We start from the raw sequence: 13,611 nt of genomic DNA on the forward strand, positions 1-13,611 counted from the left end.
CTTTGAGGAATGGCCGCTCCGATGCGCGAACCCACCTTCTGGATCCTGACCGCTCTCACCGCCGCACCGCTGCACGGCTACGGCATCATCCAGCAGGCCGGCCAGCTGTCCGACGGCCGCGTCCGACTGCAGGCCGGCACCCTCTACGCGGCCCTCGACCGCCTGGTCGCCGAGGGCCTGGTCGAGCCCGACCGCGAGGAGATCGTCGACGGACGCAACCGGCGCTACTACCGGCTCACCGAGGACGGCGCGGGCGCCCTCGACGCCGAGGCCGCCCGCCTGCGGGCCAGCGCCGACGCGGCCACCGCGCAGCTCCGCGCCCGGCGCCCGTTCGGTCTCGGCACCGCCCAGCTCCTACCGGGCTGACCGGGCCGGTCAGCCGGCGCCGCCGAGCGGCGGCAGGGCGCCGACCTGCTGGAACACCTGCATCAGGTTCAGCTCGTCCCAGTGCTCGACGAACATGCCGTTGCCGACGCGCCAGATGTCGATGCTGCGCATCTCGACGGGCCGGCCGCTGGCCGGGATGCCCAGCAGGTCGCCGGTGTGGGTGCCGCGGTAGATGAAGCGACCCACCACGCGGTCACCGGAGACGATCAGGTCTTCCATCGTCACGGTCACGTCGGGCAGGCCGGTGAAGAACGCGGCCCAGAACTGCCGGTTGGCCTCGCGTCCGTCGGCGACGAAGTCGTTGTGGTTGACGTAGTCCTCGGCGACGAACCGGTCGACCAGGTCCGGGTCATGAGTGTTGCTCATCTCGACGAACAGGCCGGCGAGCTGGTGTGCGGACGTGGTCATGTCGATACCCTCCTGCGGGTTAGCGCTGCTAACGCTAGCAACGCTAACGGCCGTCGGCGCTCGCGTCAATAGCATTGCTAGAGCATCTAGCGGTGCTATAGTCGGGCATGGCTATCGAAGACCGCCGGCAGCGCGAGCGCCTGGCCCGTCGCCGGCTCATCACGGCAACCGCGCGCACCCTGGCCGAAAGCGAAGGATGGGAGGCGGTCACCACGCGCCGGTTGTCCACCGAGATCGAATACAGCCAGCCGGTGCTCTACAAGCATTTCGGGTCGATGGAGGAAATCGTCGAAGCGGTTGCGCTGGAAGGCTTCGGCGAGCTCGCCGAGGCGCTGCGCACGGCCCGTCGCGACAGCACCGCGCCCGGCGACGAGGTCGGCCGGGCCGCCGCCGCCTACACCGGCTTCGCCGCGCGCAACCCGGCGCTCTACGACGCCATGTTCACCCGGTCGACGCGCCTGCACTTCGGCACGGACGCCGTGACGCCGCTGGTCGAAGCCTTCGGTGAGCTGCGCGAGGCAGTCGCCGGGATGGCCGGTGCGCGCGACGTCGACACTCTCACCGAGGTCGTCTGGGCAGCGCTGCACGGGCTGGTCATGCTCGGCCGCAGCGATCGGCTACGCCCCGGGCAGGACGCCGACCGCCTCGAAGTACTGGTCGCCCAGTTCCGTTAGCCGAGGGTGAAGAGCACGTCCGGGCCGATGTCCTGCCGGGTGACTCCGGGGACGTCCAGAACGTCCAGGGCGCTCTCGTACGGCGTGCCGGACACCCGGTCGCGCACCACCACGACGCTGCGTATTCCCCACTGCCGCAACAGGTTCAGGCTCTCCGGGCTGGGGAACGTCTGCATCGCGTCGCGGATCGCCTGATGGTTGGGGGTGGTATAGCTCGCGACCCCGTTGACCATCTCGGGGAAGCCGTCGGTCGACCACAGCATGATGTTGCTGTCGGCGCCGTCGTCCGAGGGCAGCACGATCATCGGCGCCGGGGCGGCTCTCATCGCGGCCGGCTCGGCCGGGAGGGCCACGTGGGCCATGTCGGGCATGCCCTCGAGCAGGACCAGGATCAGCAGCGGGACGGTCACCACCTGGGCGGCGGCGAACGACCACTGCGGCAGCGTGGCCACCCGAGCCGTCCGCGCCAGTTCGGTGACGAACCCGGCCGCCAGGACCGCGAGCAGGATCGTCGGCCACAGGATGAGCCGGCCGGGGGTGCGGCTGCCGTCGAACCCGGGGACGTAGAGGTAGAGCAGGCGGTAGGCCGGGCCGTTGGTGCCGAGCGCGAACAGCACGCCGAGGACCGTCCCGGCGAGCATCAGCAGCCGCTGCCGCAGCGTCCACGCCGAGATGAACATGCCCGCGAAGGCCAGGAAATAGAGCACGAACCCGCAGAGCAGGGCCTTCTCGTTGGCCGCGTTGCCGAGCGCGGTCCGGGCGTCCTGGTGCCGGTCGCCCCAGAGCAGCGAGAAGGCCGGCGAGACCAGCAGGCCGCGGGGCGTCGGCGAGAACGCCGCGATGTAGTCCCACGAGCGGGTCACGTTCGGGTAGAGGGTGCGGATCTGCTGGTAGGCGTACGCGAAGTAGAGGGTGACCACCGTGAAGACGACGCCGCCGACGAGGTCTCCGACGATCAGTCGGCGGCCGAGCGACGGGCGGCCGCGGACCAGCCAGCCGACCAGCCCGCAGAGGAACGCGACGGCGAGCAGATAGACGAAGCCGAGCTCGACCGCGAACCCGAGGCTCACCTGCCAGGCCGCGACCAGCCAGCCGGCCACCGCCCAGCCGGGCCGCACCCGGTCGCGCCGGAACCCGTGGGTCAGCGACCATCCGTGGCCGCGGGCGAGCATCGCGAACGCCAACGTGATGCCGCCCGTGGACAGGATGTTGAGGTGACCGACGTGGCCGTAGCGCCAGGGTGCGAAGGCGAGGGCGGCGCCGGCCAGCGCACTCGCGACCGGGTTGGCCCCGAGCTGGCGCAGCAGCGCGTAGCCGCCGAAGATGACCAGGGCGAAGGCCAGCACGAAGACGATGTTGTAGCGCAGGATCGCGGCCGTCACCCCGTTGCCGATCAGCCCGGCCGGCACATAGCCGAAGAGGCTGTCGTTGAGTGCCAGGGCGTAGCGGTCGGGGTAGAAGGCGTTGGTTGCCCACAGGCCTTGCAGGCCGTGCAGCAGCGAGTGGCCGTCCCAGGCCATCAGCCAGGCCTGGGCGGTCGAGTCGCCGCCGTCGCCGATGATCGTGTGGACCGGGTTGGCGATGGTGGCCGGCTTGGTGCCGCCGCTGAAGAGGTCACGCGCGTAGGGCGGGATCAGCCACACCATCACGATGGCCCCGACCACCGAGCCGACAGTCGCGACCAGCCCCTCGGGTGGTCGTCTCCGGCGGGCCGGCGTCGCGACGGAGGGAGGCGCCTTCTCGGCGACGACATCGGACAACGCGTACCCCCGCGCAGAGACCCGGTGAACGCGAGTGACGCTAACATGACGCCGAGTCAGTTCATAGATCGAAATCTATGCTCAGCGCTTCCGTCCGACCCAGCCCGTTCGATGGGCCCGAACGATAGCCGCCGTGGCGGAGCCGAGCGCAGCCAGGTCCTCGGCCGACAGCCGCTCGGCCAGCATGTGGCGGGAGCGATCGAACGTGATCCGGGCATAGCGCAGCGCATCGGGCGACAGCGGCCCGGGCACCTCGATGTCGAAGCGGCGTTCCCCCTCGACCTCGAAGCCGGCCTCCTTCAGCCGGGCGCCCCAGTCCACGGCCATGTGCAGCCCGGCCTCGTCCCGCATCTGCGCCTGTGCGGCGTGGAGGCGGTCCTCCAGGGCGATGCCCGCCGGGTCGCTGAGGAACCGCGGGAACGAGTCGATCTCGGTGATCAGGAAGTGGCCGCCGGGCCGCAGGACGTCACGCACCTGGGCGAGCGCGCGGGCCGGGTCGGCCAGGTGGTGCATCGCCTTTGCCGCCCACACCAGGTCGGCCGGCCCGAGGTCGGGCCAGGCGCCGTCGAGGTCGGCCCGGACCGTACGCACGCGGTCGCCGACACCGGCATCGGCGGCGCGGCGGCGCAGGTGGGCGAGCATGTCCTCGTCCATGTCGACCGCCGTCACCTCGGCGCCCGGCAGGTGCCGGGCCAGGGCCAGCGTGCCGGTGCCGGTGCCCGCGCCGAGGTCGACGACGCGCGACCGCTCCGGCAGGAGCGAGCCCGCCCAGGCGATGACCTCCCGGTGGTAGTCGCTGAGGACGTCGGCGTCGAGGTCCAGCATCTCGGCCATGTGGTGGTCAGATTCGGAGTGTTGATGTGCCATGACGACGACGCTAGCGCCATCTTGCGTCAGAGGCATAGCATCTTGCGTATGACGCAAGACGGAGATCTCGACGCGCTGGTCCGGCAGCGCATCCGCGGCCTGCGGGTGGCCCGCGGCTGGTCGCTCGACGAGCTCGCCGGCCGCAGCTACCTGACGCCGTCGACCCTCAGCCGCATCGAGACCGGCCACCGGCGGATCGCCCTCGACCAGCTCGCGCCGATCGCCCGGGCGCTCGGCATCACGCTCGACCAGCTGGTCGAGCCGGGCGGCGACGAGGACGTGGTGATCCGGCCGCACCGCCACGAGGCCCGCGGTTACACCACCTGGATGCTGTCCCGGGAGGACGGCCCGGCCGGCCTGACCGTGGCCAAGATGCGGATCACCCGCCGGGTCCCGTCCGACCTGCGGGTGCACCCCGGTCGCGACTGGTTCATCGTGCTCTCCGGCACGGTCGAGCTGCGCCTGGCCGAGCGCACCATCCTGGTCCACGCCGGCGAGGCCGCCGAATTTTCCACGATGGTGCCGCACGCGTTCGGCGCGGCGGACGAACCGGCCGAGGTTCTCTGCATCCTCGACCACGACGGCGAGCGCTCCCACCTGGGCCCGGCCCGCAAGGACGACGCCTAGCCAGGTCGTGCGGTGACGAAGCCGGTCCGATAGGCGAGCACCACGGCCTGCACCCGGTCACGGACACCGAGCTTGGTGAGAATGCGCGCCACATGGGTCTTCACCGTGGTTTCGGCCACCACCAGCTCGGCGGCGATCTCGGCGTTGGAGAGCCCGCGCGCGATCAGCCGGAGCACGTCCCGCTCGCGGTCGGTCAGCGCGGCCAGTTCCGGCGGAGGGCCGGCCGCGGGCGCGGCCACCGCGAACCGCTCGACCATCCGCCGGGTGATGGACGGCTCGATCAGCGAGTCGCCGGTCGCCGCTGCGCGGACGGCCGCGATCAGGCGGCTGGACGGCGCGTCCTTGAGAAGGAAACCGGCGGCGCCGGCCCGCAGTGCGCGGTACACGTATTCGTTCTGGTCGAAGGTCGTCAACACGACGATCGTCGGCGGATCGGGCTGCCGCAGGATCTCCTCGGTCGCCGCCAGACCGTCCATCTCGGGCATCCGGATATCCATCAGGACCACGTCCGGCACGGTCAGCGCCGCCTGACGGACCGCCTCGGTGCCGGTGTCGGCCTCCGCGACCACCTCGATGTCGCCCTCGGCCTCGAGGATCACCCGGAATCCGGTGCGCACGAGCGTCTGGTCGTCGGCGACGAGGACCCTGATCTTCTCCGGCACGCCCCGATTCTCCCGTCCGCCGGGCCACGGCCGGGTCATCCTTGAGGAGGATGGCGGGCGCCGAACATCGTCCGGGAGGAAGACGACGGCTACCACGACGGGTCCCTAGCGTCGTAGGCATCGACCTACTTTCGTCTGGGGAGCGACAATGCGAACGATCCGGCCACTCGACTACCTCCTCGCCGCCGTCCTGACCGCCGCCGGTGTCCTCCTGATGTGGGAGAACATCTCGGCCGGCGACGACGAGTCACTGATCCACCCGCCGTCCACCACCTCATGGCTGATCGTGCCGGTGTTCCTGCTGGTCACGCTGCCGATCCTCGGCCGGCGCAGCAACATCGCCGCGGTTTCCGTCGCCACCACCGTGGCGGCCGCCGTTCACGTGCTGGCGTTCGGCTGGCTCACCCGCTGCGGCGTGGTGCTGCCGCTGGCCTTCGCTCTGGCGTACGCGACCGCGCGGTTCAGCCGCGGCTGGAACACCGTCATCAGTCTGGCCGCCATCGTGGCCCTCCCGGTCGTGATCCTGCTGCGCGACAGCTCGACCGACCTCGCCGGCGCCCTGCCGATCGCTCTCGGAGGTGCCGCCCTCTTCTACGGAGCCGGGTTGCTGGTCCAGAATCGGGTCAGCAGGCAGCGTCAGGAGCGGGAACCGGCCGTCAAGATCGCGGCCTAGGGGAGCGCGATCATGGGTGAGGTCTTCAACGGGATCAGGGGCCGCGACTGGCTGCTCGCGGGAGTCCTCACCGCGCTCGGCGCCGCGCTGGCTCTGCTCGACGTCACCGCGTCCGACGCCGGGACCGCGCGCGACGTGGCGACCGGCGCCATGGCTCACACGAACGACTCGCACTCGCCGTGGCTGTTCCTCTTCGTCGCGGCCTTCGTCCCGCTCCTGTGGTGGCGGCGCGGCGTTCTGGTCGCCATCGCGTTCTCCCTCGGCGTGATGGTGGCGCACGACCTTCTGTTCGGCTGGCAGACCCGGTGCGGCGCCGCGCTGCCCCTGGCCTTCGTGTACGCGTTCCTCGGCGCGCTGTCCTACGAGCGTACGAGAGCATGGGTGGCCTGCGTGCTCAGCGCGCTCCTGACCGGGGCCGTGCTGGTGGTCGACGCCTCCGCCGGACCGAGTGCGCTGACTCTGGCCCTGCCCGTCGTGCTGATCGTCTTCGGCATCGGGCGGGCGGCGCGGCATCGGGCGGAGCTCAACCGCCGGCTCGCCGAGCGCGACGAGGAACTGCGGCAACTGCGCGACGAAAGTGCGGCGCTGCTGGTGGCCGACGATCGGGCGCTGCTGTCCCGGCAGCTCGACGGCCTGCTGCAGGAGCGGCTGGACGAACTGATCCGGGCGGCCGAATCGGCCGACGCCCTGGAGCCCGCCCAGGCGCGGACGCTGCTGGAGTCGATCGAATCGGACAGCCGCCGGACCATGGACGACATGCGCGACATCGTCGGCTTGCTGCGCGGCGGCAGCGGCGAGGTCACCCTGGCCCCGATCCCGGCGGTCGCGCACCTCGACGCGTTGCTGGCCCGGCACGGATCGCCGCTCTCCCGGCTGAGCGTCAGCGGCGATCCGCGGTCGCTGCCGGCCACGGTCGAGCTCTCCGCCTACCGGATCGTCGAATACCTGGTGTGCGCGCTCGACGGGCACCCGGTGCGGGTCGCGGTCCGGTTCGCCGACGAGGCCCTGGAAATCGTGGTCGAGGGCTCGGTGGCCCGCGGGCCGCAGGTGCGCGCGGCGGTCGCCCGGGTGCGGGAACGGGCCAAGCTGCACGCGGGCTCGGTCGACGTGAAGGTGACTCGAAGTTCCACCCGGGTGCGGGCCCAGCTTCCCGTGCTGGGGTGAGTCCGGTGCGGTGGTGGGCGATTCCGCTGGTTCTGCTCGTCGTCGTGCTGCCGGCCGCCCGGCACGGATCGCCGGTCAACGCCGTGACCGCCTGCCTGGCCGGAAGCGGGCTGAGCCTGTTCTGGTGGCGTACCCGTCCCCGGCCGGTCGTCCTGGCCGGCGGCGCGCTCTGGCTGGCGGCGGCCGCACTGGCCGAGCACGGCTACTTCCCCGACCTCGCCTTCGTGCTCCTCCCCCTGCTGTCCACTGTGGCCGCTCTCGCCTTTCCGGTCGGGGCCGCCGGCGCCGGGCTGGCCTGCTACCTCGTCGTCCTCTTCGCGCTGCTCCACTTCACATCGGGCGAGACCAACCCGGTTCCGCTGCTCATCTTCGGGGTGCCCGGATTCCTCGCCGCCGCCGTCCTGCGGCTGCGCCGGGAGACCGCCGAACAGCTCACCCAGCGCACCCGCGAGCTCGAGGAGGAGCGCGAGCTCTTCGCCGACCTCGCGATCCGGCACGAACGGGCCCGGATCGCGGCCGAACTGCACGACATCATCGGCCACGCCATCAGCGTGATGATCATCCAGGCGGCCGCCGGCCAGCGGCTGGCCGACCACGATCCGGCCCGGACCCGGCAGGCGTTCGAGGCGATCGCCGAGTCGGCCCGGCAGGGTCGTCACGACCTTCAGCGGCTGGTCGACCTGCTGGGCAGCACCGAGCAGAACGGCCCCGACCTCTCGTTGATCGACGAGGTCGTCACGCGCGCGGCGCGGACCGGACTCGACGTCTCCTGTCAGTTCGAGGGCGCACGGGAGGACGTGGCCGCACCGGTCGCCCATCTCGCCTTCCGCGTGGTGCAGGAGGGACTGACCAACGCGCTGCGTTACGCCCCCGGCTCCGCGGTGCGGGTCACCCTGAGCGGTTCGGCTTCCGGCTTTACCGTACGCGTGGAGAACAGCCCCGCCGGAACCGTGCCCGTTCCGGGCTTCGCCGGCACCGGGCACGGCCTGACCGGTCTGCGGGAGCGAATCCAGCGGGCGGGCGGCCGGTTGACGGCCGGCCCGACCGCGTCCGGCGGATGGCTGGTGCGGGCGAGCCTGCCCCGGTCAGGGCGCGACGCAGACCCGGTCGCGCCCTGACTGCTTGGCCTGGTAGAGCGCCGCATCGGCGCGCGCCATCAGCTGCCGCAGGTCACGGTCGCCGTCGCCGGGACCGGCCACGCCGACGCTGATCGTGACCGGCAGCAGGCCGGCGTCGGTCGCGATCGGGTTGCCGGAGACCACGCGGTGCAGCCGCCCGGCCAGTTCGGCCGCGGGCAACGCGGTCTGCGCCGTGACGACCGCGAACTCTTCGCCGCCGTACCGGCCCACGACGTCACCCTCGCCGACGGTTTCCCGAAGGCGCCGGGCCACCGTACGGATCACCTCGTCACCCACCGGGTGACCGTAGGTGTCGTTGATCCGCTTGAAGTGGTCGATGTCGACCATGATCGCCGCGACCTGGCGCCGCGCGGCGTTGAGCCGGCGCTCGGCCTCGCCGAAGAAGTGGTTACGGTTGTACAGGCCGGTGAGCCCGTCGAGCGTGGCCATCCGGCGCACCTGGCTGAACAGGCGGGCGTTCTCGTACGCCGTCATGCCCTGCCCGGCGATGGCCGCCGCGATCTGGATCTGCGCCTCGGTCATGACGCCCTCACCGGTCGCGCCGACCGCCAGGTAGCCGTACGGCTCGCCACCCTGCGCGACCTGGATCGCCCACCAGCACCGCAGCGGGCCGAGCACCCCGCCGAGCGGCGCGCGGTCGCCCGGGAACACCGTGCGGGCCCGCGGACCGGTCACGTCGAGCAGATCGGGCGGCACCGACGCGAGCGGCGTACCCACCGGCGCCGAAGGCCCGTGCGATGCGGCGATCACCAGCCCGCTGTGGCCGACCCGGGTCAGCAGCACCGCCGTGTCGCCGCCGAGGGTGCGGGTGAGGCTGGCCAGCAGCCGCCGCATCACCTCGTCCGGGTCGAGCGACGAACTCTGGTCGGCCATGGCCGCGCGCAGAGTCTCGGCCACGTCGCGCTGGCGGCGCGCGGTCTGCATCGCGACCTCCATCTGGGCGGCCCGCGCGGTCTCGAGCGACACCGCGATGTGGTTGGTGATCGCCTTGAGGATGTCGACGTCGTCGTGGGTGAACACACCCTTGGCGATGCGGCTGTCGAGGTAGACCACGCCGCGCAGCTGGCCGTTGAACCGCAGCGGGGCGATCAGGACGCTGCGCAGCCCATGCACCTGCACGCTGTGCGAGCCGAGCGCCACGCCCTCGTCGCTGCCGGTCATCACCACCGGCTCGCCGGAGTGCCGCGCCCGGTCGACGAGCGTGGTGCTGTAGCCGGTCAGCTCGTGGATGTCGTTGCCCTGGGCGTCGCGCCCGGCGTACGGGGCCAGTTCCTGCCGGTCGCGGTCGATCAGGAAAAGGTATGCCCGCTCGGCACCGAGGATGCGCAGGGTCTCGTCGAGCGCGGTCCGGACCAGCGCGTTCGGGTCGAGCACGGTCGCCGACGCCAGGCTGACCTGTTGCAGCGCCTCGAGCCGCCGCTGGTATCGCCCGGGATCGCTGTCCGGCCTCTCGGGCGCCGGGGAGACGCTGCTCAGGGCGATCACCTCGGGCTGGGTCGAGGCGTGCCCACTGACCCGGAACTCGTCGGAGACCCAGCGGGCCCGCTGCGGCCACTGCTGCTCGATCGCGATCATCTGCGCGAGTTTCGCCTGCTGGGCCGCGGGGGCCGGCTGGCCGAGGGCGGCGAGGGCGCGGGCGCGCACGCGGGCCGCCTCGTACGCGATGAGGGGCGCGTCGAGCGGCACGAGTTCGGCCTCGACCCCGGCCAGGGTACGCATCGCCTCGGCCGCGCGGCCGTCGAGCACCTCGAGGTCGGCCCGCACGACGAGGTGGAAGGCCCGCAGCGGCTTGGTGTCGGCCATCTTCCCGAGGTTCTCGACGGCGGCCTCGGCCAGCGCGCGGTCGCCCTGAGCGGAGCGGCACCGGGCCAGCCGGGCCTGAGCTTCGTAGACGTAGTAGATCCGCTGCTCGGGGACCATCGCCTTCGGCCTCAGCCCGAGCTCGGCGAACTCGGCCGCCAGCTGCTCGAACGGTTCACCGAGCTCGCCCCGCTCGATCAGGGCGACCATCCGCGCGCCGTAGAGGTTGATCAGCTGCATCGGGTTGTCCGGGTTGGCCCGCAGGAACCGCCGCAGCGTCTCGATGCGCGCCTCGGCCTCGGCGGTGCGGCCCCGCCGGGCGGCCATGACAGCCGCCACCGCGCCGATCGCGGCGCCCTCGGCCTGGGCATCCGGGCCCAGCCGGGCCCGGCCGCGGCGGTACCAGGACTCGGCCTCGGCGGTGCAGCCCCGCTTGAAGAACTGCATGCACACCGTGGAGACGCCGGTCAGGTAGTCGCCCAGCTCCATCCAGCGCTCGTGCTCGATCAGCGCCCGGCTCCAGACCTGCACCTCGTCGTCGTGGCCGCTCAGGTGGCTGCCCGCGCCGCGCTTCCACTCCACGTAGGCCACCAGTTCGGGGTCGCCTATGTCGGCGGCGACGCCGGCCGCCCGGTCGTAGAGCCGGGTCGCCATCTTGCGGCGGCCGGCCACGTCGGCGATCACCCCGAGGCCGGCCATGTGCTGGGCGTACTCCCGGCCCGGCCCGAGACGGTTGATCGGGAACAGGGCGCGCAGGCTCATGACCGCCCGCATGCCCCGCCGCATGCGCATCGACAGCGCGAACGTGGCGATGTCACAGAGGACCGCCTCGAGCCGGTAGCGCTCGCGAACCCGCCCGTGCGCGTTGCCGAAACCGAGCTTGGTGCGGCCGATGACGAGACCGAGCAGCACCGACCCGATGGTGGTCAGCGCCAGCAGGAACGACCCCTGCGGTATCGGCGCGCCCAGCTCGGCGAGCCCGGTGCAGACCGCGTCGAACGCCTGGTCGGGGTTCCACGCGCTGTTGTGCACCATCGCCGACTGGGCGAGGATCTCGGCCCGGCGCAACGGATCCTGCTCGCCCCGCAGGGCCCGCCGCAGGTGCTGCTGCGCCTCGGCGAACCGGCCCGAGCGGGCACAGCTGGTGCCCAGCGCGAGGAAGAACTCCGGCGGCGGGGTGACACCGGCGGTCTCCGCCGCCCGGGCCGCGACCTCGAGGAACCCGTACGCCTCGGTCGGGGCGTGCTCGGCCAGGGCAAGCTTGCCGGCGCCGAACCCACTGGCGTAGACGCGGTCGGGCCGGCGGCCGGTCTCGCCCAGGGCGTAGTGCCGGGCGATCGCGTAGACGAAGCGGGAGTCCCGGGGTGCGGCCGCGTCGAGCGTCTCGGCGATGCGCTGGTGCAGGCCCCGCAGGGCGTCCTCGTCGAGGCCGACGAGCAGCGCCTCCCGGATGCGGTCGTGCAGGAACCGGTAGCCGTCGGTGCCCACCGCGGTCACCAACCGGCGCGACTCGGCCTCGGCGAGCAGCGCGCGGGCCCACCGCGGGTCGATGTCGCAGACCGCCGCGGTCAGCTCGGTCGGGAACCATCGCCCGCCCGCGGCCCCGGCGGCCAGCAGGCGCCGGCTCTGCTCGCCGAGGCCGTCGATGCGCTGCAGCACCAGGTCGACCGCGTCGCCGGACAGCTCGAGCCGGTCGAGGCCGGCCATGTCGAGCTGCCAGCCCGCCCAGGACGGGGTGACGAGGCCGGCGTCGAGGACCGCGCGGACGTATTCGCCGATCGTGAACGGGTTGCCGCCCGCCCGCGTGGCCAGCTCACGGATGTCCTCCCCGGGCAGCCGGACGGCACCCAGATGCTCGGTGACCAGCAGCTCCATCGCGTCCTGGTGGAGCGGCCCGAGCGGCACCCGGGTGTCGAGCGTGGCGTCCATGTCGACGCCGAACCGGTCGAGCGCGGCCACGTTGCCGGCGTCGTCCCGGCAGGTCGCGATCACCAGCAGCGGGGTGACCGGCAGCCGGCTGGTGATCCGCTGGAGCACCCGCCGGGTCGGCTCGTCGAGCCACTGCACGTCGTCGATGTGCAGGACGGCGCCCTGGAACTCGTCGGCCAGGCCGACCAGGAACGCCGCGACCGCGTTGACGAACTGCTCGTGGCGGTTGAGCTCGCCGATCTCCGGCGCCTGCACCAGGTCGGCGAGCAGCGGCGACAGGGTCCGCAGCAGCGGACCGCCGCGCCCGGCAGCGCGGCGCAACTGCTCGACGGCTCTCTCGCGGTCGGCGGCGGGCAGTCTTTCGACCGTACGCAGGTAGCGCTCCACCGCCCCACGGAGAGGCGCGAGGGGAACCGGGTCGTCGGGCACGCACTTGCCGTACAGGGTGAGGTCGCCGTCCGAGGCAACCGCATTCGTCAGTTCCCGCACCAGCCGGGTCTTGCCGGCACCGCCCGGCCCCTCGACGATGACCGCTCCCCCGCCACCGTCCCGGGCCCGCAGCCAGCGGTTCGCCAGGGCGACCACCTCCTGGTCGCGGCCGACCAGCCGCGGCGAGCCGATCGGTGGCCCCTCGCGCCGGCCCGACTCGACCGGAAAGCTGGCATCGGGCTGGGCGGCCAGCCGGCGCAGGTCGGCGAGCAGGGCCTCCCCGCTCTGGTAGCGGTCGTCCGGGTCCTTGGCCAGCAGGGTCGAGATGATCGCGGCCATCGTGGCCGACAGCTCGGGGGCGAGCGCCCGCGGGTCGGGCACCGGCGCGGTGGCGTGCAGACGGATCAGCTCGCCGGCTTCCTTCGAGAAGTACGGAAGTCGCCCGGTCGCGCATTCGTAGAGCAGCACGCCCAGCGCGTACAGGTCGGAGCGGCCGTCGATCGGCCGCTTGAGCATGCCGGTCTGCTCGGGGGCGCAGTAGAGAAGCGTGCCGGCGACCCGGTCCTCGTGGGCGCCGCCGCGGGCCGCGAGTCCGAAGTCGATCAGCCGGCCGACGCCCTCCGGCTCCACGATCACGTTGTCCGGCTTCACGTCGCGGTGCACCAGGCCGGCCCGGTGCGCGGCGGCCAGCGGCTCGACCAGGTCGATGGCGAGCCGCACCAGCGTCGGCTCGTCGAGCGGCCCCTGGCGCAGGATCTGCGACAGCGGGAAGCCGTCGATGTATTCCAGGATCAGGTAGGGCCCGGTGTTGGTGCGTCCGACCTCGAAGATCCGCGGGAGCAGCGGGTGGCCGACCGAACCGAGCAGCGCGGCCTCCCGGCGTACCGAGATCAGGGCCTGCGGGTTGGCCGAGGCCAGCACCTTCAGCGTGTATTCCGCGCCGCGACGGCGCACCCGGTAGACGACCGTGTCGGCCCCGCGCCCGAGCTCCGAGATCACCTCCAGCTCGGCCAGTGACCCCGGTGTCGTCCCGAAGATCGCGGTCAACGTGTCCTTCCATTCACACGGGCTAATCGGAAGCTACCCGCGATC

Annotated in this window: 11 protein-coding genes; 6 read left to right on the forward strand and 5 right to left on the reverse strand. The window is 72.3% G+C overall.

All coding sequences use genetic code 11. From position 1 onward, the window contains the following. The first annotated feature begins 9 nt into the window (after nucleotides 1-9). On the forward strand, nucleotides 10-366 hold the full coding sequence (locus tag ACIA5C_RS03280; protein WP_396050706.1) for a PadR family transcriptional regulator: 357 nt from the start codon (nucleotides 10-12) through the stop codon (nucleotides 364-366). A gap of 9 nt (nucleotides 367-375) precedes the next feature. Here ACIA5C_RS03280 and ACIA5C_RS03285 read toward each other — a convergent pair whose 3' ends face one another. Further along, nucleotides 376-795, reverse strand: coding sequence for an ester cyclase (locus ACIA5C_RS03285; RefSeq protein ID WP_396050709.1), 420 nt, complete (start codon nucleotides 793-795; stop codon nucleotides 376-378). A 107-nt stretch (nucleotides 796-902) separates the two neighbouring features. On the opposite strand from ACIA5C_RS03285, the gene ACIA5C_RS03290 reads away from it, so the two are divergent. Continuing rightward, entirely contained in the window at nucleotides 903-1,469 is a 567-nt protein-coding gene (locus ACIA5C_RS03290; protein WP_396050711.1) for a TetR/AcrR family transcriptional regulator, read from the forward strand. Here ACIA5C_RS03290 and ACIA5C_RS03295 read toward each other — a convergent pair. Both ACIA5C_RS03295 and ACIA5C_RS03300 read right to left on the reverse strand, forming a co-directional pair. Continuing rightward, a complete protein-coding gene (locus ACIA5C_RS03295) occupies nucleotides 1,466-3,229 on the reverse strand; it encodes a hypothetical protein (protein ID WP_396050712.1) in 1,764 nt (587 codons plus the stop codon). The two genes, ACIA5C_RS03290 and ACIA5C_RS03295, sit on opposite strands and share 4 nt — an antisense overlap. An 81-nt stretch (nucleotides 3,230-3,310) precedes the next feature. Next, a complete protein-coding gene (locus tag ACIA5C_RS03300; protein ID WP_396050713.1) occupies nucleotides 3,311-4,096 on the reverse strand; it encodes a class I SAM-dependent methyltransferase in 786 nt (261 codons plus the stop codon). A 48-nt stretch (nucleotides 4,097-4,144) separates the two neighbouring features. Between ACIA5C_RS03300 and ACIA5C_RS03305 the strand changes: the two genes are divergently transcribed. After that, entirely contained in the window at nucleotides 4,145-4,723 is a 579-nt protein-coding gene (locus ACIA5C_RS03305) for a helix-turn-helix domain-containing protein (RefSeq protein ID WP_396050715.1), read from the forward strand. Here the strand turns inward: ACIA5C_RS03305 and ACIA5C_RS03310 are convergent. Further along, nucleotides 4,720-5,424, reverse strand: a complete 705-nt coding sequence (locus ACIA5C_RS03310) for a response regulator (protein ID WP_396050717.1) — start codon at nucleotides 5,422-5,424, stop codon at nucleotides 4,720-4,722. The two genes, ACIA5C_RS03305 and ACIA5C_RS03310, sit on opposite strands and share 4 nt — an antisense overlap. A gap of 109 nt (nucleotides 5,425-5,533) precedes the next feature. Between ACIA5C_RS03310 and ACIA5C_RS03315 the strand changes: the two genes are divergently transcribed. The 3 genes from ACIA5C_RS03315 to ACIA5C_RS03325 are packed head-to-tail and all read left to right on the forward strand — an operon-like array spanning nucleotide 5,534 to nucleotide 8,340. Then, entirely contained in the window at nucleotides 5,534-6,058 is a 525-nt protein-coding gene (locus ACIA5C_RS03315) for a hypothetical protein (RefSeq protein WP_396050720.1), read from the forward strand. A gap of 12 nt (nucleotides 6,059-6,070) precedes the next feature. After that, complete coding sequence (locus ACIA5C_RS03320; protein ID WP_396050722.1) at nucleotides 6,071-7,222, forward strand: sensor histidine kinase; 1,152 nt, start codon at nucleotides 6,071-6,073, stop codon at nucleotides 7,220-7,222. Next, entirely contained in the window at nucleotides 7,219-8,340 is a 1,122-nt protein-coding gene (locus ACIA5C_RS03325) for a sensor histidine kinase (protein WP_396050725.1), read from the forward strand. The genes ACIA5C_RS03320 and ACIA5C_RS03325 overlap by 4 nt, the downstream gene beginning before the upstream one ends. Here the strand turns inward: ACIA5C_RS03325 and ACIA5C_RS03330 are convergent. After that, on the reverse strand, nucleotides 8,308-13,566 hold the full coding sequence (locus tag ACIA5C_RS03330) for a diguanylate cyclase (protein WP_396050727.1): 5,259 nt from the start codon (nucleotides 13,564-13,566) through the stop codon (nucleotides 8,308-8,310). The two genes, ACIA5C_RS03325 and ACIA5C_RS03330, sit on opposite strands and share 33 nt — an antisense overlap. Nucleotides 13,567-13,611: the final 45 nt, after the last annotated feature.

Source organism: Actinoplanes sp. NPDC051343, from assembly GCF_044455125.1.
In the GTDB taxonomy this organism is placed as follows: Bacteria; Actinomycetota; Actinomycetes; order Mycobacteriales; family Micromonosporaceae; genus Actinoplanes.